Raw genomic sequence first — 18,758 nt, forward strand, 5'->3', positions numbered from 1 at the left:
ATATTTTCATCCGGCATCTTTTATTACCTTTAATTTAAAGATTTATTAAAAATAAAACAGTGAAATGTCTCATGATTTTAACTTTTTTTTTGGTACAGTTGGTCATAAAACATTAAACATTTTGTTTAATTTAGGTAGAGTCAAGCTAAGCTTAACTTGTAGTGATGCTGATTAACTGACCTAATCTTAATCAAACTAAGCTACAATGAAAAACACTTTTTCTTTCCCATTTTTGAGCATTATTTTGGTAATCATTTCAAGTTGCAAAGATCCTGAAACCCAAAAAACAAATTTCCGGAATGATCTGAAAAATACCAACTGGATTGTTGATCGTGGCGGACTTATAACCCCGGATGGCGAGAAAACCTATGATTTATCCAAGAGGATAGACACTGCAATTATTTTCAATTTTCATGCGGTAAACTTTTTGGATGAAGAACAATTCAAAAGTTATGACGCATGGCAGTGTGGAAACGATTGCTTCACAGAGGTACATGGAAGATATTATTTTACGGAAGCCAACCAGATAAAAATGGAAGTCGATAGTATTAGAAAATCTGAATTCTGTGATGGGCCTACACAAACATTCAAACCATCCAAAGCCATGTTTTTTAACCTGTCAAGAGACGGAGAACGGCTAAGATTAATAAGAAAATAAAATGAAGTTTCAAAGTTCGAATTTCAGTATGATATGAAAGATATGCGAGAAGGATTTAACCACGATAAAGTTATCCTGAAAATAAAACAAAAAATTGAGAATCATTATTCTGATAAATTTACATATGCTATACCTGATTGGGCTATGTTGAGTGCTGAGCCAGATATTATATCCATTCTTGATATTCATAGTGAAGAAGGGGTACAGATAGCAAAACAAAAAGTTAATTTCCCGGTTGATTTTTATAATGTTTCGTCTGTTGCAGACTATGTAGATTTTCTGTCTAATCAAATGAATAGCCAGAAAGAAGTAATAGGGTATGTAATTTTTTATAACAAGAATACACTCATTATAAAAGATCCCAATTACTTGCGGGATCTGACTGCATTTCAGGAAAATGAACTTAACAAGTATAACGAGACTAATTCGCAAGTTGAGATTTCTCTTATACTTACAGACCAAAATTGGAACGAAGTGGATGTACTTGATGATTTGTTAAGCTAAATGAAATATAACTCTAATGGCCATAAATACGCCTAATCTAAAAATAAAAAGAAAATGGATAATAAAGAAACCTGGATAGACGGAGATATACTTTTTTATAAAGATCATGGTAACATTGAAAGTGCAAATATTCAGTCATTAAAATATGCTTACGTACAGGTTTTAGGAAATGTGCCCTTTCTGTTTGTTTTTGCAGATCATCAACACTATATATCTACTGAATTGCATGGTTTTGATGACGTATATCACGAACTGTCTGATCGTTTTCATTTTGATAGCGAAACTTTTTTTGCGGTGTGCAAAGCAAGAAAAGAAGATGAGAAGGTGAAAATTTGGGCAAAAAAAATGCATCAAAATTATCAGATTTTAGATGAGTATCCGGATGATGGTGATTTTGGCTACGAAGTATACACAGAGCCTAAACAGATGATATCCTGGGATACAACATATGAACAGTTGGAAGCATCGGGTTGTATAGAAGCTTATTTTACTGATTTCGGTGCCAGATATTTAAGATTTAAATATCTGGTTAGAGTAGAAGGTATTCTTTTCGATCAATTAGAAGTATATGCAGACAACGTCAGTACTAATCGTCCTGTACAGGAGTTTTTCGTAGATCTGTACGATGAAACCAATACTGATGAGAGCTATAAAAAACTACGTGAACTTTGGATTGATGACGATGTTGATATTAACGAATACGGCTATGAAAGAGAAGACCAATGTTATCTGCAATTTGCTTTGGCAAACGGTATCAATGCTTCTATTTGTTACACCTATGATAAAGAATATGCTTATGACGATGGAAGTACATCGTTTCATTTATATAACAAAAGAGAATACAGGTATTTTTTAGAAAATAAAGAATATGAAGAAGTGATGGAAATTTCCGGATTAATATCATTCCCCAATCAATTGGATCTAAGTACTAAATATATTGATCATGACGGAGTTAAAAATATTCCGCTTAAAGTGAAAGATTTATTGAAAGAGAAAAGTGGTATCTGGCTTGACCGTGTTAATAATAAAATCGGATTTGTGGGAATAAATACTGCTTTGATTGTAGATCTTAAAAAAATTAAATATTTTACCCTTCAGAATGTTCTTCCTGCAAAAGGGTCTGGATATGCAGATTTTATTGTTTATCTTAAAACAGGAGATTATCTGTACGTTTTTACAGAGGACACTTATTTCTTCGATCAATTTGCTCAGCAATTGGAGCAAATGACGAAAAAACCGGTTGAAATCCCTGAAGCATATTATAACTGTTAAAGCGATTCATATTGACCTGATGCAATATATACGCATAAAAAAAGCCTGCTTCATCATAGAAGCAGGCCTTTTTATATAATCAAATAATTAGGTGTGTATTCATTAATCTTTGAATTTCAACGCAGCCTGAAACAGGTTTTTCTTTCCTATTAAGTCATATTCACTGTTGTATACAGGTTCATACATTAATATATAAGCATTTCCGTCAAAATCTTTTAAATCAATTGCCTGATCCACCATGATGTCATAAAACCTTGTAATAGTTCGTGTAGCTGTCCATTGTTTTAAGCTGCCTTTAGGGTTTTTATCGAATCTATGATCTTTCGCATCTGTATAATACCAATAGGATGGCGCCGTATCCATCAAAAACATTTCTTTGTCTTTGTTATATAATTCTTCAGCCATACCCGTATTCTGAAACCATGGAGCCTCAGGATTGTAAAGACCTGCAGCTGCCGTATAAATCTCCTTATTCGTAGTTGCTCCTATTAAAAAACCTTCCAGATCTTTAGAAGTAATTTCGAATAGGAAAGCAGATTTTTTCAGTTCATAAACCTCATTGACAGGTTCAATTACTTTTCCATCCTGTTTAATAACTACTTTTAACGATTGTGCAAAAACCAAACAGCTTAGTAAACCAAAAAGGATGGTTAAACTTATTTTTTTCATTGTCTCATTTTTAAAAATAACTGAAGCAAAGATATTGGACTTTAACCCGATATGCACTGGCTGATTTCAGGGGTTTTTATCTTACTTCTTTCCTAGTAGGGCCAATTTCTATAGGGGTTATAATCCGTTTTTTTTATTCGAAACAGATCAGCCTTTAATGTAATTTTTATGAAAGCTGCCTTTTGTTTTTTACCAATTGATGGAGCTGAATTTGTAGGATAAGCCTCAGCATAAAAGGTTTCATTATCCGCCCAAAAAGCTTTTGTCTGATCGGCTATTTTGAAGTTGGTAAAGTTGACATACAAAAGGTTTTCCTGATTATAGCTTTTTTCCAGGTATTTACTGACGCCAAAATCACTTCCTGCATCACTGTTTGAAACCATATAGGAAATCCAGTTTTTCTTGGGAAGAATCTGAGGATAACCACCTGTAAATATTTGAAAATGAGCTGAAGATCTTACATTATAAAAAGAATAGTAGATATCTGTAGTCTCTACCGAGCTTTCTTTGAAAACCTCTAAATGCAGATAAGGGGATTGCCCGATATATTCATTGGATAACAGACCATCTTCCGTAGCTACATTCTCATGTTGAGTAATGACAGTTTCTTTTGTATTATCCGTGTACACCCAGTTATTACCTTTCAGTTTTATATGTGGGTTTTTTACTAAAACTTCATCGATACGTTTCTTAGAGGCTGTTTTAAACTCTTGCTCAGCAACTTCTATTATGGTACCGTACTTATTGAACGATTTATTTTTTAAGTCCTGTGCTTCTTTAAATTGACTGCTTCTGATCTCATAAAGATCAACACCCTGTAAAGTAAGTTCAAATGCTGGAGTGAATTCTGATTTCAAAACAAAAGCCTCAATGCTGTTCGAAATAGTATTATTAATGCTATAATGAATAGAGTAGAAGTCATCAAACTCCTCAAACCCATAATAATTATCCAGTTTATTATAAGCAATTTTCAGGTGAGCTGCATCCTTAACCGGTGCTACAAAAAAACGTACAGAATCTAGCTTGGTAAATAATTCAAAGGGTACATCCTGCACATTATCTACACCCTTTATTTTTTTGAAATCAGCAAATGTTATGGTTTTCTTTGTAATTACAGTTTTTGTTGGGGTAGTGTCCGATGTTTTACTTTTCGAATTACATCCCACAAAAACTACGAGCATAGAGGATATCAACAACTGATATGAGATTTTCATTTTCTATATTTTTAACCAAAGGTATAAGTATTAGAAGCAGAGACCAACAAAACGGCGTGATATAGGGGATAAATGGCTGAAATCAGGGATATATTGAATGGTATATTTTAGAGAATTTTACAAACGATAAAGTAAGTGTTCTAAATTATTGTATACGGATGAAAAATAGAATAATCAATTTTTTTGCGGTGATAGCTTTGCTGGCTTCCTGTTCACCTGCTGCAGAAAAAAAATAAAGAGAGTAGATTCTACGGAGATAAAAGCAGATAAAGTTAGTATATCCGGCCCTAAAAAGGAGGATATATCAAAATCAGATGTGCCAGGTGATTTTTCAGCGTTAATTCCTATTGATATATTGGATAGCAAAAGCACGAATAGTTACGAAAAGTATGGTATAGAGTTCTCGGGCAACTGCTATGCATGCGATTTAGCAAGCTTATCAATAACAAAGAAAAAAATGGTATGGATCAATGTCTGTGATGAAAATGATACTTTTGAAATTAATGATTTCTCATTCTCTAACGAAGGAACCAAAACGATTTTCAAAACATCAGAAAGAACGTATATTATAACTAAAATAGATAAAGCACCTGTTTACGAACTGGTTGTAGAAGGTCAAAAGCTTGAATTAAATAATAAAAGAGTATCCCGGTATTTTACAACCAAAAAAGCTTTACCTCTTTTCAAAGATCATGACTGCGGAGATTTTGAAGGATAAGGAATAGATCGATTCAAGGAAGAGAATTAATGGTCTCATTGATACTGAACGTCAAAAATAAAAAACCTCAAAATACTTTGAGGTTTTATATGATAGGAAACAGACTTTACGTCTATTAAAACTATTTAGCTGGTTTTTTAGGACTCATCATCATGATCATTCTCTTTCCTTCAAGTTTAGGAAGCTGATCTACTTTTCCAACATGCTCCAATTCCTGAGCAAGCTTTAGAAGTAAGATTTCCCCCTGATCTTTAAAGATAATTGAACGTCCCTTAAAAAATACGTAGGTTTTCAATTTTGAACCCTCTTCAAGGAATTTCTCAGCATGTTTCTTCTTAAATTCATAATCATGATCATCTGTCTGAGGTCCGAAACGGATCTCCTTAACAACCACTTTTATTTGCTTAGCTTTTAGTTCCTTCTGCTTTTTCTTTTGCTCGTATAAAAACTTTTTATAGTCTAATATTCTTGCAATGAAAGGTTCAGCCTTATCCGAAATGACCACTAAATCCAATTCCTGTTCCGTAGCAAGTTGTCTTGCTTTGTCGATTGGAAAAATTCCTGGCTCTACGTTATCGCCCACTAAACGAAGCTCTCTCACACGAATTTTATCGTTGATCAAGTGTAAGTCCTCTTGTACAGGACGTCTTTGTGGGCCCCTGTTGTTAAATCTTTGTGCTATTGTATTAAATTTTATTGGTTAACTTTCTATTTAGCAATATTATATTGCTGCTTCTTTCTTAAAATAATTGACGAAATCTTCCATGCTCATCACACCCAGATCTCCTTCTCCACGTCTTCTTACAGAAATGGTGCTGTCATTTTCTTCATTTTCTCCTACAACCAGCATGAATGGGATCTTTTTCAATTCCGCATCACGGATCTTTTTCCCTGTCTTCTCATTTCTGTCGTCAATCAGACCGCTAATATCGTGATTTTCCAAAAATTGTGAAACTTTTTTTGCATAATCTACGTATTTTTCACTGATCGGTAAAATAATGAACTGATCAGGACTTAGCCATAACGGGAAATCACCTGCTGTATTCTCTAATAAGATTGCGATAAAACGCTCCATAGAACCAAATGGCGCTCTGTGGATCATTACCGGTCTGTGTTTCTCATTATCTTTTCCAATATAATGAAGATCAAATCTTTCCGGTAAGTTGTAATCTACCTGAATAGTTCCTAACTGCCATTTTCTTCCCAAAGCATCCTTGACCATGAAATCCAGTTTTGGACCGTAGAATGCAGCTTCACCATATTCTACAATCGTTTTCAAACCTTTTTTCTCTGCTGCATTGATGATTGCATTTTCGGCTTTTTCCCAATTTTCATCAGAACCGATATATTTTTCTCTGTTATCAGGATCTCTCAACGAAACCTGCGTAACAAAATCTTCAAAACCTAATGATTTAAAAACATAAAGCGTTAAATCGATTACTTTTTCAAACTCTTCGGAAAGCTGATCCGGAGTACAGAAAAGGTGAGCATCATCCTGAGTAAATCCACGTACTCTTGTCAGCCCGTGAAGTTCTCCACTTTGCTCATATCTGTAAACAGTACCGAATTCTGCATACCTCTTTGGAAGATCTCTGTAGCTCCATTGTGAAGTTTTATAAATCTCACAGTGATGAGGACAGTTCATTGGTTTCAGCATGAATTCTTCCCCCTCATTTGGAGTTTTAATCGGCTGGAAACTGTCTGCTCCGTATTTATCCCAGTGTCCTGAAGTTACATACAGTTCTTTTGAACCGATATGCGGTGACATTACAAATTCATAACCTCCTTTTTTCTGTGCATCAGAAAGGAAATTCTCCAGTTTTCTTCTTAAGGCAGTACCTTTTGGCAGCCATAATGGAAGACCTGCACCAACCTTTTCAGAGAATGCGAAAATTCCTAATTCTTTACCCAGTTTTCTGTGGTCTCTTCTTTTTGCTTCTTCAAGTCTTTCAAGATATTCAGTAAGCTCCTTCTGTTTAGGGAAAGAAATACCATATACTCTTGTCAGCTGAGGATTTTTTTCATTTCCTCTCCAGTAAGCACCCGCTGCATTTAAAATTTTAACAGCTTTTACAATATTTGTATTTGGAATATGTCCTCCACGACATAAATCCGTGAAGTCATCATGCGTTACAAAAGTAATTTCCCCATCATTAAGATTAGTGATAAGCTCTACTTTGTAAGGATTATCTGCATATGTTTTTAACGCCTCTTCTTTAGATACAGGGTATAAAGAGAATGTTGAACCTTTCTTGGCATTTTCCAAAACTTTCTTTTCAATCTTCTCAAAATCTTTTTCAGATAAATTTTCGTCTCCGAAATCTACATCATAATAGAATCCGCTATCAATAGCAGGTCCGATCGTCAGCTTAGCATTAGGATAAAACTCAAGGATAGCCTGCGCCAGCAAGTGGGCAGAAGAATGCCAGAAGGCTTTCTTTCCAAGATCATCATTCCATGTCAACAATTGTATCGTTGAATCCGTCGTTATAGGTGTGGTCGTTTCTACTTGTTTGCCGTTTACAACTGCGGAAATGGTATTTCTAGCCAATCCCTCACTGATAGATTTTGCCACATCTAGAGGAGTAACTTCTCCCTCGAATTCTTTGACACTATTGTCTGGAAGTGTAATTTTTATCATTGTTTACTAAGAAATTTTAAGATGCAAAAATACGCATTTTTTAAATAATATGCTATTTTTAAAGTATATTTGAAATAAGAATTACTGTAGAATCTTAAAAATAGGATTCCTGATTTTAAATGTACCCGTCCTCAACCTGAAATTTTCATAGAGAAGCATCCTGTAGTTTTCATTATTTTACAGTGTTAATGCTGTGGAAATGAGGTTTTAGTGTCTGTAAAACCTGATATTAATTCAAAAAAAAGAAATGATAATATGTACGCTGATATGAAAAACTTTACTATTGATCTGCACTGCGATCTGCTCTACCATTTATTAAGTCCGGGCTCAACAATTGATGATAAAGAACTGGGTTGCTCACTTCCTTACCTGAAAGAAGGGAATGTAAAGCTCCAGGTGATGGCTATTTATTCCGGGACAGGAGCCAACAGCACCTCCGATGGCGCAAAACAGAGTGAGCTGTTCTCAGACTTGCTCAATAATGAGAATTTCTTCTTATTTGAAGGTGAAAATTATAAAAATTCTGAGAACGAAAATAAGGTAGGAATTATCGCTTCAATTGAAAATGCATCAGGTTTTTGCGGAGAAGATGATACCTTAGAATCCGGGTTTAAAAATCTGGAAGCGATTATTGAAAAAACAAAAAAGGTTCTTTATTTGGGAATTACCCACCATACTGAAAACCGATTTGGTGGCGGTAACAATTCCGGAGCCGGATTAAAAGATGATGGAAAAGTCCTTATCGATTATATTTCGGACCGTAGAATCCCTATTGATTTTGCGCATACGAGTGATCAGCTTGCGTATGACATTCTGAATTATATAGACCAGAAAAATTATACCATTCCTATTCTGGCAAGCCATTCGAATTACAGGGCTGTTCATGACAAAAACAGAAACCTGCCTGATGAGCTGGCACAAGAGATTATTAAAAGAAAAGGTCTTATAGGGCTCAACTTTATCAGGAACTGTGTAGATGAAACAAATCCTGAAAAACTGTATGAACACATTCAGTACGGACTGGACTTAGGAGGAGAAGATGCTATTGCTTATGGTGCAGATTTCTTCTATTGTAAAAATCACCCTGATAAATCGCGGTATCCGTTTTTCTTTAAAGGATATGACGATGCTGCAGCAATGAACTCAATCAACAGCAGGATTGAAAAAGATTTTTCCACTGAAATCATGGAAAAGATCAGTCACAAAAATGCGTTGAAATTCATAGAAAATATATAACAAATGTCTGGTGGCAAAGGACTCCTGATGCCACCAGATTTTACTTTTTCCTCTTATATCTTACTTTCTCCTTGATAATCTCTATGACATCAACATTTTTGACTTTTGATTGAACCCAACCATGAATATCAATATAGAACAGTGATCTTCTGTAATATTCATTTGTGGAAAATCCCTCAAGGACTTCATCAAAAGCTTCAAAAGCTTTCTGCTGTTTACCTGATACCAGATTATTAATGCTTTTAAAAAACTGAATGCTTTCAAAATGAAATGCTTCAGGCTTCTTCATTTTTCTAGCAAATTTTAATGTTGAATTGATCAAGTCATCATAATCTTCATCGTTTCCGGATTCATATTTCGCCATTAAAAGCAGGATACGGGTATGGAAAAGAAGATCTTCCTGAACATTTCCTTTGCATTCAACCACCTTTGTTGAATAGGCAATTGACTTTTTAAAATTTTTGCTTCCAAAAAACATCGCAGCCATTTTCAGATACAGGATCATAAAGTGGTGTTCGTCAATTCTTTCTCTAAGCCGCTCCATTTTCAGTTCAATTTCAGGAATAAGTTTGGTCCCTGTAAAAAATTCACCTTTTACAAAATGAATATTCATTAAAGTATTGTAGTGGGTCAGAAAAATAAGGGCCTGCAGGTTTTCATTCTGAGTAAAATTCTGGGCATTCACCATCTTATTAAAATTTTCAAAACGTTCCTCCAGAATATCAATGTTCCCATACATGAACAGTATTTTCAAAAGGTAGGTATTGCCTTTGATATACCATACCGGATGGCTGATGATCATTTCGGGCTTTTTATGAAAAATATCTACCCATTGATAAGCATATTTAAGAGTGTATTTGTAATCCTGCAGTAACTGGTTCTTCCAGACATGAGCTTTAAAATACCAAAGTTTTTCCGTGAAGTTTAATTTATCAAGTTTAATTTTCTGGATCTGGTCATTGAAAAGATCCAATATCTTTTCACGGTCGGTGTCATTTTTCACATAGCCATGGGTCAGCATTTCACTGTATAATTTCAGCGAAAGATTGGAAAGTTCTGTAGCGTAATGGTTCTGTCGGCTGATCTCTGTAGATTGTGAGATTAGTTCATCTGCCCGGCCCTTAATACTTCTTGTAATGAACTGTGATTCAATTACCTTTTCAAGGTCGATGATTTCAGAAGCAATGCTTTTTTCATCCAGTTCCATAGCAGACTGCTTGGTTTTATCCAGTATTTTAAGAGCCTGTTTATAAAGTCCTTTCTGATAGAGAATTGTAGCAAAATCAAGTTGTTCCCTAAGCTGTATGCGGTAGTTTTGGTGGCTGGGGTTCATTCGAAGGCTTACCAGAATCTGTTTGTACAGGTGAGCTTTCAGATTGGATATCTGTTGCTTGGTCGAAATTTTTTTCTCAATGATGATCGATTCATCATACTCTTTCATCTTATCAAGTTCCGAAAAAAGGAGTAAAAATTTAGCATCAACATTGATTCCGAGACGGTTTACGTAAAGTTTAAACTGTCGTTTCTCGGACGTAGTTAATGACTTAATCAGTACAAACAAAAAATCTTTCTGCAATTCTGCCATTGTAAATTTATAAAACGTAATAAATTGATTATTAAATAAATGAGGTTAATTTGTCAGCCGTTGAATATTGTAATTTTCAGCAAAAATGAAAACGTAAAAATATTGTAAGCAGTAGTTTTGATCAAAATTAAGTAAAAAACTTCATTATGAATTCCGAAAAAATTGAAATTTTTGATACGACGCTGAGGGATGGGGAACAGGTTCCCGGATGTAAACTGAATACAAAGCAAAAGCTGATGATTGCCGAAAGGCTTGATAAGCTAGGGATTGATATTATTGAAGCTGGTTTTCCGATTTCAAGTCCCGGAGATTTTGAATCTGTTTCAGAAATTTCGAAACTGGTAAAAAATGCCAGAGTTTGCGGACTGACAAGAGCTAATAAAAAAGATATAGATGTAGCTGCAGAGGCATTAAGATATGCAAAAAGGCCACGTATCCATACAGGAATAGGAACTTCTGATTCTCACATTAAATATAAATTCAACTCCACCCGTGAAGATATTCTGGAGCGCGCTGCAGAAGCTGTAAAATATGCCAAAAGCTATGTGGAAGATGTAGAATTTTATGCAGAAGATGCCGGAAGAACAGATAATGCTTATCTGGCAAAGGTCTGTGAAGAAGTGATCAAGGCAGGGGCTACAGTCCTGAATATCCCGGACACGACCGGATACTGCCTTCCTGAGGAATATGGCCAGAAGATAAGATACCTTAAAGAAAACGTCAAAGGCATTGACAAAGCGATCCTGTCATGCCACTGTCACAATGATCTTGGGCTTGCAACAGCCAATTCAATTTCAGGGGCGGTCAATGGAGCGCGTCAGATTGAATGTACAATCAACGGATTGGGAGAAAGAGCAGGAAATACAGCCCTCGAAGAAGTTGTGATGATTTTAAAACAGCATAAGGATTTAAATTTTCATACTGATATTAATTCCAGAATGCTTAACGAAATGAGTCTGATGGTATCTGACCTGATGGGAATGCCGGTCCAGCCCAATAAAGCTATTGTAGGAGCCAATGCTTTTGCTCACAGCTCGGGAATCCATCAGGACGGCGTTATTAAAAACCGTGAAACCTATGAAATCATAGACCCGGAAGAAGTGGGAGTCAATGCATCATCCATTATTCTTACAGCGAGAAGCGGACGCTCCGCATTAGCCTACAGGTTTAAGCATATCGGTTATGATATTACTAAAAATGAGCTTGACTATCTGTATCAGGAATTTCTAAAGATTGCTGACATGAAAAAAGAAATTAAAAATGATGATCTCTATATGATCATGGAAACATGCAGCCGAAAAATAGTGTAGTAACTGATTTTTAAAATCATAGAAAAATAGAATATGGATACCAAGAAAAAGACACTTTTTGATAAAGTCTGGGATGCTCATGTTGTAGAAACCATTCCGGACGGACCTCAAATTATTTATATAGACAAACATCTGATCCATGAAGTTACCAGCCCTCAGGCTTTTGCGGAACTTGAAGCGAGAAACCTGGAGATTTTCAGACCAAATCAGATCGTAGCGACAGCAGATCATAATGTTCCCACTCTTCATCAGGATCAGCCAATACGGGATGAGCTTTCAAGAAATCAGGTGGAGCAGCTCACAAAAAACTGTAAGAAAAACAATATTGAATTATTTGGATTAGGTCATGAATACCAGGGAATTGTACACATCATTGCTCCTGAACTGGGGATTACCCAACCTGGGATGAGTATGGTGTGCGGGGACAGTCATACATCCACTCATGGAGCTTTTGGGGCCATTGCTTTCGGGATTGGAACCAGCCAGGTCGCACAGGTTTTTGCCAGTCAGTGCCTGTTGCTCGATAAACCCAAATCGATGAGAATTACAATAAACGGAAAGCTGAATGAAAATGTTCAGGCAAAAGATGTAATTCTTTATATTATTTCTAAAATCGGGACCGATGGAGGAACAGGATATTTTTGTGAATATGCGGGAAATATTTTCGAAGAAATGTCCATGGAAGGTAGAATGACAGTCTGTAATATGAGTATTGAAATGGGTGCCAGAGGCGGAATGATCGCGCCGGATGAGAAAACTTTTGAATACGTAAAAGGGAAAACCTTTGCCCCGAAGGGTGAAGAATGGGCTGAAAAGCTTGCGTACTGGAAAACTCTTAAAACAGATGCTGGAGCTTTTTTTGACAAAGAATTAAGCTTCGATGCTTCAGAAATATTTCCAATGATCACTTATGGAACCAATCCGGGTATGGGGATTTCTGTGCATGAAGTCATTCCTGTTCCTCAAAATGAATCGGAAGAGAAAGCCCTGCGTTATATGGGACTGAAGGCAGGTCAGGAGGTTTCAGGCATTAAAGTACACCATGTATTCATCGGAAGCTGTACCAATGCAAGAATAGAAGATTTCCGTTCAGCAGCACAGTATATTAAAGGAAAAAATAAATCCGCCAGTGTAAACGCTCTGATTGTTCCCGGTTCCCAGCAGGTTGTAAAACAGATCTATGAAGAAGGTCTGGATAAAATATTCAGCGATGCAGGATTTCAGATTCGTCAGCCGGGATGTTCAGCCTGCCTTGCGATGAATGATGACAAAATTCCGGAAGGAGAGTATTGTGTTTCTACGTCAAACAGGAATTTCGAGGGAAGACAGGGACAGGGGGCAAGAACCATTCTTGCCAGTCCGCTTACTGCAGCAAAAGCTGCTATAGAAGGAAGAATTTCAACTTTTGAAAATTTAAACTAAAAGATCAGACAGACGTCATGCAAAAATTAAAACGTATACAATCCCGTGCAGTACCATTGCCGGCAGAAAATATAGACACAGACCAGATCATTCCGGCCAGATTCCTGAAAAGTATTGACAGAAAGGGCTTTGGTGAAAACCTCTTTAGGGACTGGAGATTTAATATCCATACAGGAGAGCCTGATCCTGATTTTGTGTTGAACAAATCAGCATACAGTGGCGGGATTTTAGTGGCAGGAAATAATTTCGGGTGCGGAAGCAGCAGGGAACATGCAGCATGGTCTTTAACAGACTATGGTTTTAAAGTAATTGTTTCAAGCTACTTTGCAGATATTTTTAAAGGGAATGCCCTGAATAACGGCTTGCTTCCCGTAAAAGTTTCAGAAGAATTTTTAAAAGATATTCTAAAGAATGTTACGCGGAATCCTGAGTCGGAAATTAGTGTGGATGTAGAACTGCAGACCATCAGCTTTAATGGGAAAACCGAAACCTTTGAATTGGATTCCTATAAAAAAATATGCCTTCTTAACGGCTATGATGATATTGATTTTTTAATCAGCAAAAAACAGGCGATAAAAGAATTTGAACTAAAAACACAAAAGTATGAGCAACAGTTATTTTAAAATTGCCGTTCTTCCCGGAGATGGGATCGGACCCGAAGTGGTCGGTGAAAGTATTAAAGTATTGGACGCTGTGGCAGAAGTCTTTCACTGTCAGTTTCAGTTTTCCTATGGGCTGATGGGTGCAGAAGCTATTTTTAAAACAGGCGATCCTCTCCCTGACGAAACATTAAAGATCTGTAAAGATTCTGATGCTGTTCTTTTCGGGGCAATCGGAGATCCTGTTTTCGACAATAATCCGGAGGCTAAAGTAAGGCCTGAGCAAGGTTTGCTGAAACTCCGTAAAGAACTGGGATTGTATGCCAATATCAGACCTTTGAAAACCTATCCTTCATTGATAGAGAAAAGTCCTTTAAAAAGAGAAATCATTGAAGGGACTGATATTCAGATTTTCAGAGAGTTGGTGAGTGGGATTTATTTCGGCGAAAAATTTACGGATCCTGATGGCAAGTATGCTTATGACGTTTGCAGATACAGTACTGAAGATATTACTCCCATCGCACACATGGCTTTTAAAGAAGCAGAAAAAAGGAAAAAGAAACTGACCTTGATTGATAAGGCCAATGTTTTGGATACTTCAAGGCTTTGGAGAAAGACCTGCCAGAAAATTGCTCTTCAATATCCTGATGTGAAGCTGGACTATATGTTTGTAGACAATGCAGCAATGCAGTTGGTCTTAAATCCAAAACAATTCGATGTTATTTTAACTGAAAATATGTTCGGAGATATTATTTCTGATGAAGCCAGTGTGATTGGAGGTTCTATCGGGCTTCTTCCCTCGGCTTCGGTAGGTGAGGAGAATGCATTATTTGAGCCGATTCACGGATCCTATCCGCAGGCTAAAGGAAAAGGGATTGCCAATCCTGTTGCGTCAATCTTAAGTACAGCGATGATGCTGGATTATCTTGAGCTTCCTGAAGCCGCCGATAAATTAAGAAGAGCAGTGGAGCACGCTGTTGAAAACGGATATGTTACGGTAGATCTTAATGCAGAGCAGCATTATTCCACAGGTGAAGTGGGAAGTTTTATTGCAGATTACATTAAATATTCTGAAAAATCCTATTACAATTTCGAAAATATCAAGATCGGAAAATCTACGATCGTATAATCAGGAAGTAGTCCATATAATAATAGATAGTAAGAAAGGTTCTGCTCAAATGAGTGGAGCCTTTCTGTTTTATCTGCCTGGAATTATTAAAAAGGTTCCACTCCAATGAGCAGAACCTTTCTTTTTTATTTTTTCGTATTATCCGTTTTTCCTGATTTGTTTTTTGAAGATTTTTGAACATCTTCTTTATCAACATCAGGGGGATTGCTTTTTTCAGATGAAGCAGGAATGTTTTGAAAATCCTCATTCTGCTTTTTTGTTTCCGCACTGTTGGCAGATTCTTTCTTTTTGTTATCTTTTGAATCCATAGCTTTCTATTTTTAGAGTCCTAAAACACCGAGCTTGCCGGTTTCGTCTTCTATAGTATAATTCAAAGCTTTTGCCAAAACGAAAATATTATTAAGATTTTCCATTAATTGTTTACGTCCTTCAGTCCTCAGTTGGTTCTGATCAATAGATTTCATAGCATTCTCCTTGGCTTTCTGCGTCACATTTTTAATGTCCTTTTCAGAAATTCTGTTGAAAAAAGAATCATCCAGCGACTGAATCTCAACACTTGGCGTAATTCTTATATCTGCATCGGGAAGTTCAGTAATAACCAGTTTTTTATTAATAGAATCTACTTCTATTTTCATTTTGTTAAGATCATAAGAAACCTGTGCATTGGTCTTGGTATAGGTAATGATACTGTTGTTTGAAACCTCTTTTCCAAACACTTCGTAGCCCATCTTGGTTTTTTGCATACTTGAAACATTCTGTTCCATGACGACCATTTTATTCATTTTGGAGATCTGGTTGGTCAGAATATAATAATCTGATTTTTCCGTTTTCCCCCCAAGGTTTAAACATGATTTAAGTCCGAAGAACAGGATCAGCATCGCAATAATTCCCGCTGCAAATGATATGATTACTTTATAATTTCTCAACACTATTTGTTAAAAATTTCTTTGATTACAGAACCGTCATCTTTTTTCACTATTTCAGCAAGATCTCTTTCAATATATCCGCTGGTAGGCATTTCTATAATCCTTCCAATCTCTTTACCGTATTTTTCTACGATAATAGTCGGGACTTTCTGGATATTATAGCGTACTTCGTCCCCGGTAGGAGATTCCTTTTTACGGTTAACAGCAATAATGGTCATTTTATTATCAGGATACTTCAGTTCCTCAAGGATCTTCATCAGTCTCGGGAAGTCTCTGTGGCTGTCTTCACACCATGTTCCCATAAATATAACAAGCGAATAGGTGGTGAATTTGGCTTTTTTCAGTTGGTCAATAGCTTTCTGGTCAATGGCATATTCATCATGTTCTTTCACATACCAGTCTGCATAGGGAGCTTTTAAAAACTGCTCTTTGAATTGGTTTCCCAAAAGCATTTTGCCATCATTCTTTGTTTCTACTTCCCGGTTCATGACTACCTTTTGGGCGCTGAACTGCTGGGAAGCCAAAACAAGGCTTGAAACGGCAACTATTTGGGTAATAATTTTTTTCATATTATTTTTCGATAATTGTTTTTAAATCAGCAGGGGAGTAGTACTTATTTTTAAGAACTTTATGGTCTGCTTTTCTGTAGACATTAAATTTCTCACCTGACTTTTCATAAAAAGATTCTACTTCTTTTTCCTTATAAAATGCTACAGTTTCCTCTGCCTGTTCTTCGTTGTCGCACGCTTTAGACATATTTGAACGCTGAACTTCGTTGAATAGCTCTACAAATTTACTGCCAAGTCCGAATTCCAGTACTGCGCCACTTAAAACATACTGAAGATCACATAATGCATCAGCGATTTCTACAATATCATTATCTGCGATAGCCTGTTTTAATTCATTTAATTCTTCCTGCAAAAGCTCAACTCTAAGATTGCATCTTTCCTGAGAAGGAATCTGTGGGGTATCTAAAATAGGGGCTTTAAACGTAGTGTGGAATTCTGCAACTTGGTTCAGACTGTCAATTTTATCCATGAATTTTATTATTTACCACAAAGATAGAAAACGATTTTGGAAAATTTATAATGCAGATTGTTTATTCTGGCCGATATGCTGATAAAAAGAACAATCGTATAATAAAAATCCACAGCTGAAAAACTGTGGATTTATCTGTTTCTTAAACTTTTCTAAAATATAGTATGTAGTCAGATATTTCATATTCAAAATAAATCAATCCAATTCCTCATATTTCCAGATACCGGAGATGTTTAAGACCGTTAATCCAGGTTGTTTTTCACCATAACTGAACACACAAAAGTATTTTGAATGGCAGGAGGAGCATTGAGTTCCAAAATACAAGGTAGGGAGATCATTGACGGTTAATTCGCCGAAATGTATCATTCTGCCTGAAGTTTCTGCGGCCAATTTATTTTGCAGCAGTTCGTTTTTAGACAAAACTTTGTCCTCATTATAAATTTGAAAGATTGGAAATCCGGATTCGTAGGGCGTTATTGTTATAGGATTTTCATGACTGCATGCACAACAGGTAAATGATGTGACGGCAGATGGAATAATTTCCTCATTGCTGAAAATGCTCCTGGCAATACGGGCCTGTTGACTGAGGGCTATTTTTTTTGAAATTGAATACATTGAAATTTATTTATTGCTGGATAACGGTGCCTACTAAGTTAGTGTATTTTCCGCTTGGACTTCTTTTAATGGTAATTTTCACATAACCTTCCGCTGCGAGTTTATTCCATGTTTTCTGATAACCGGTTGTAACATCAATAGGGATTTTCCACATAGTTTGTTTACCGCCACCAGCTTGATTAAACCACGGAATGACATCAGCTACCTGAGATTTGAAAGGTAATGCATTGTTTAAAACGTCTATTTCGTAATAAAAATCATACTTGTCTTCGGTTTGATTTAGGGCTCTCTGAGAGAAAGTATACACATATCCATTGATAATAGGGCTTGTAAAACTTCCTCCTAATGTCGGAATATCTGTTCCGTTATAATTGCCAACTGCTCCACTGTATCTGTCAAATTTTTGACCTGCCTGAAAAGGAATATCGTCATAAATATTATATCCACCATTAGCAGGAGGCCAGCCACCGTTTAAACTATTAGCTTTAAAGAGTGCTTCCAGCTCACTCCATTTTCCAAGCTTGTATAAATCAAATGCCTGGTTTCTGATCGTTTGATTTACAGTTCCTGCCGGATCGTAGGTGGCAGCAAATTCATCAGCAGTTTTATAGAAGACATGCGTAACGCCTCCATTTGTACCGTCGATTTCCTCCTCTCTGTCGGAGTTACAGGCAATTGAAGAAAAAGCAATTGCTAAAACAAAAATGTACTTAAATAAATGTTTCATAATAAAAGTTTTAATGGTTATTTAATTTTTTTTCAGCGCATTCCTCCCGGCAATGAGCTGATTATCTAAAATATATTTTGGCAGCCAGAACCCGTTTTCGACAGCTGCTTTTATCAGCATAAAATAAGTGTTTTAAGGCAAAACGAATTTTTATCAAAAATAAGAGGGAATGAAACAGTGGGATCACCAACTGCAGAAAATTCAATTTCAGAATTTCCCAGATGAATGCTGGTTCAACGGTACAGTTGAAGGATAATTTTGAGGGATAAATTTAATTCAAAAAAATCAAATAGTAGTGAATATTTGTAAAAATAAAATAATATTGATGTGTCAAATATGTTAATATATTTATTTTTAGTAAAATGTATTTATCTATTATCAATTATTTTAACTAAAAAAGAAGATTGAGGAGTTGGGTCCATTCCTCTTTTTTCAATAACCATTCTCATTTTATCTGACTACAGGGCCCAAAAAAAAGACCGCTCATTACTGAAC

At 36.0% G+C, this 18,758-nt stretch carries 20 protein-coding genes; 9 read left to right on the plus strand and 11 right to left on the minus strand.

Features of this window, described 5'->3' with window-relative positions; genetic code table 11:
• The first annotated feature begins 205 nt into the window (after positions 1 to 205).
• From IW16_RS12165 to IW16_RS12175, 3 genes are read left to right on the plus strand one after another with little or no spacing between them, the layout of a single operon-like run.
• Entirely contained in the window at positions 206 to 658 is a 453-nt protein-coding gene (locus IW16_RS12165; protein ID WP_034744495.1) for a hypothetical protein, read from the plus strand.
• A 33-nt stretch (positions 659 to 691) separates the two neighbouring features.
• Positions 692 to 1,162 (plus strand): hypothetical protein, encoded by a 471-nt coding sequence (locus tag IW16_RS12170; protein ID WP_034744498.1) that lies wholly within the window; start codon positions 692 to 694, stop codon positions 1,160 to 1,162.
• A gap of 54 nt (positions 1,163 to 1,216) precedes the next feature.
• Positions 1,217 to 2,434, plus strand: coding sequence for a hypothetical protein (locus tag IW16_RS12175; protein WP_034744500.1), 1,218 nt, complete (start codon positions 1,217 to 1,219; stop codon positions 2,432 to 2,434).
• A gap of 102 nt (positions 2,435 to 2,536) precedes the next feature.
• Here IW16_RS12175 and IW16_RS12180 read toward each other — a convergent pair whose 3' ends face one another.
• Together IW16_RS12180 and IW16_RS12185 are read right to left on the minus strand one after the other, a co-directional pair.
• Positions 2,537 to 3,103: a hypothetical protein gene (locus IW16_RS12180; RefSeq protein ID WP_034744504.1), complete on the minus strand. Its 567-nt coding sequence runs from the start codon at positions 3,101 to 3,103 to the stop codon at positions 2,537 to 2,539.
• 92 nt (positions 3,104 to 3,195) lie between these two features.
• Complete coding sequence (locus tag IW16_RS12185; protein ID WP_051890173.1) at positions 3,196 to 4,317, minus strand: hypothetical protein; 1,122 nt, start codon at positions 4,315 to 4,317, stop codon at positions 3,196 to 3,198.
• Between the two features lie 457 nt (positions 4,318 to 4,774).
• Between IW16_RS12185 and IW16_RS12190 the strand changes: the two genes are divergently transcribed.
• On the plus strand, positions 4,775 to 5,035 hold the full coding sequence (locus IW16_RS12190) for a hypothetical protein (RefSeq protein ID WP_034744507.1): 261 nt from the start codon (positions 4,775 to 4,777) through the stop codon (positions 5,033 to 5,035).
• A gap of 121 nt (positions 5,036 to 5,156) precedes the next feature.
• Here the strand turns inward: IW16_RS12190 and infC are convergent, their stop codons facing one another.
• A complete protein-coding gene (infC, locus tag IW16_RS12195; protein WP_175548907.1) occupies positions 5,157 to 5,657 on the minus strand; it encodes a translation initiation factor IF-3 in 501 nt (166 codons plus the stop codon).
• A 99-nt stretch (positions 5,658 to 5,756) separates the two neighbouring features.
• Positions 5,757 to 7,676 carry a threonine--tRNA ligase gene (gene thrS, locus IW16_RS12200; protein WP_034744510.1) on the minus strand — a complete coding sequence of 640 codons (1,920 nt, stop codon included), beginning with the start codon at positions 7,674 to 7,676 and terminating at the stop codon, positions 5,757 to 5,759.
• Between the two features lie 267 nt (positions 7,677 to 7,943).
• On the opposite strand from thrS, the gene IW16_RS12205 reads away from it, so the two are divergent.
• Positions 7,944 to 8,912: a dipeptidase gene (locus IW16_RS12205; RefSeq protein ID WP_034745284.1), complete on the plus strand. Its 969-nt coding sequence runs from the start codon at positions 7,944 to 7,946 to the stop codon at positions 8,910 to 8,912.
• A gap of 40 nt (positions 8,913 to 8,952) precedes the next feature.
• Here the strand turns inward: IW16_RS12205 and IW16_RS12210 are convergent, their stop codons facing one another.
• Positions 8,953 to 10,497 (minus strand): hypothetical protein, encoded by a 1,545-nt coding sequence (locus IW16_RS12210; RefSeq protein WP_034744513.1) that lies wholly within the window; start codon positions 10,495 to 10,497, stop codon positions 8,953 to 8,955.
• Between the two features lie 146 nt (positions 10,498 to 10,643).
• On the opposite strand from IW16_RS12210, the gene IW16_RS12215 reads away from it, so the two are divergent.
• From IW16_RS12215 to leuB, 4 genes are read left to right on the plus strand one after another with little or no spacing between them, the layout of a single operon-like run.
• Positions 10,644 to 11,807, plus strand: coding sequence for a 2-isopropylmalate synthase (locus IW16_RS12215; protein ID WP_084694541.1), 1,164 nt, complete (start codon positions 10,644 to 10,646; stop codon positions 11,805 to 11,807).
• 33 nt (positions 11,808 to 11,840) lie between these two features.
• Positions 11,841 to 13,229 (plus strand): 3-isopropylmalate dehydratase large subunit, encoded by a 1,389-nt coding sequence (gene leuC / locus IW16_RS12220; RefSeq protein ID WP_034744518.1) that lies wholly within the window; start codon positions 11,841 to 11,843, stop codon positions 13,227 to 13,229.
• 17 nt (positions 13,230 to 13,246) lie between these two features.
• Complete coding sequence (leuD, locus tag IW16_RS12225; RefSeq protein WP_034744519.1) at positions 13,247 to 13,852, plus strand: 3-isopropylmalate dehydratase small subunit; 606 nt, start codon at positions 13,247 to 13,249, stop codon at positions 13,850 to 13,852.
• Complete coding sequence (gene leuB / locus IW16_RS12230) at positions 13,833 to 14,957, plus strand: 3-isopropylmalate dehydrogenase (RefSeq protein WP_034744523.1); 1,125 nt, start codon at positions 13,833 to 13,835, stop codon at positions 14,955 to 14,957. The genes leuD and leuB overlap by 20 nt, the downstream gene beginning before the upstream one ends.
• Positions 14,958 to 15,082: 125 nt before the next feature.
• Here the strand turns inward: leuB and IW16_RS12235 are convergent, their stop codons facing one another.
• The 6 genes from IW16_RS12235 to IW16_RS12260 form a co-directional block, all read right to left on the minus strand.
• Complete coding sequence (locus IW16_RS12235) at positions 15,083 to 15,265, minus strand: hypothetical protein (RefSeq protein WP_034744526.1); 183 nt, start codon at positions 15,263 to 15,265, stop codon at positions 15,083 to 15,085.
• A gap of 12 nt (positions 15,266 to 15,277) precedes the next feature.
• Positions 15,278 to 15,883 (minus strand): DUF4230 domain-containing protein, encoded by a 606-nt coding sequence (locus IW16_RS12240; protein ID WP_034744529.1) that lies wholly within the window; start codon positions 15,881 to 15,883, stop codon positions 15,278 to 15,280.
• A 2-nt stretch (positions 15,884 to 15,885) separates the two neighbouring features.
• Positions 15,886 to 16,452, minus strand: a complete 567-nt coding sequence (locus IW16_RS12245; protein WP_034744532.1) for a TlpA family protein disulfide reductase — start codon at positions 16,450 to 16,452, stop codon at positions 15,886 to 15,888.
• A gap of 1 nt (position 16,453) precedes the next feature.
• Entirely contained in the window at positions 16,454 to 16,921 is a 468-nt protein-coding gene (locus IW16_RS12250; protein WP_034744534.1) for a pyrophosphohydrolase domain-containing protein, read from the minus strand.
• A 195-nt stretch (positions 16,922 to 17,116) separates the two neighbouring features.
• Positions 17,117 to 17,536 carry a hypothetical protein gene (locus IW16_RS12255; protein ID WP_034744539.1) on the minus strand — a complete coding sequence of 140 codons (420 nt, stop codon included), beginning with the start codon at positions 17,534 to 17,536 and terminating at the stop codon, positions 17,117 to 17,119.
• Between the two features lie 10 nt (positions 17,537 to 17,546).
• On the minus strand, positions 17,547 to 18,263 hold the full coding sequence (locus IW16_RS12260; protein WP_034744541.1) for a glycohydrolase toxin TNT-related protein: 717 nt from the start codon (positions 18,261 to 18,263) through the stop codon (positions 17,547 to 17,549).
• Positions 18,264 to 18,758 lie beyond the last annotated feature (495 nt).

The organism is Chryseobacterium vrystaatense (assembly GCF_000737765.1).
GTDB classification, from domain to species: domain Bacteria; phylum Bacteroidota; class Bacteroidia; order Flavobacteriales; family Weeksellaceae; genus Chryseobacterium; species Chryseobacterium vrystaatense.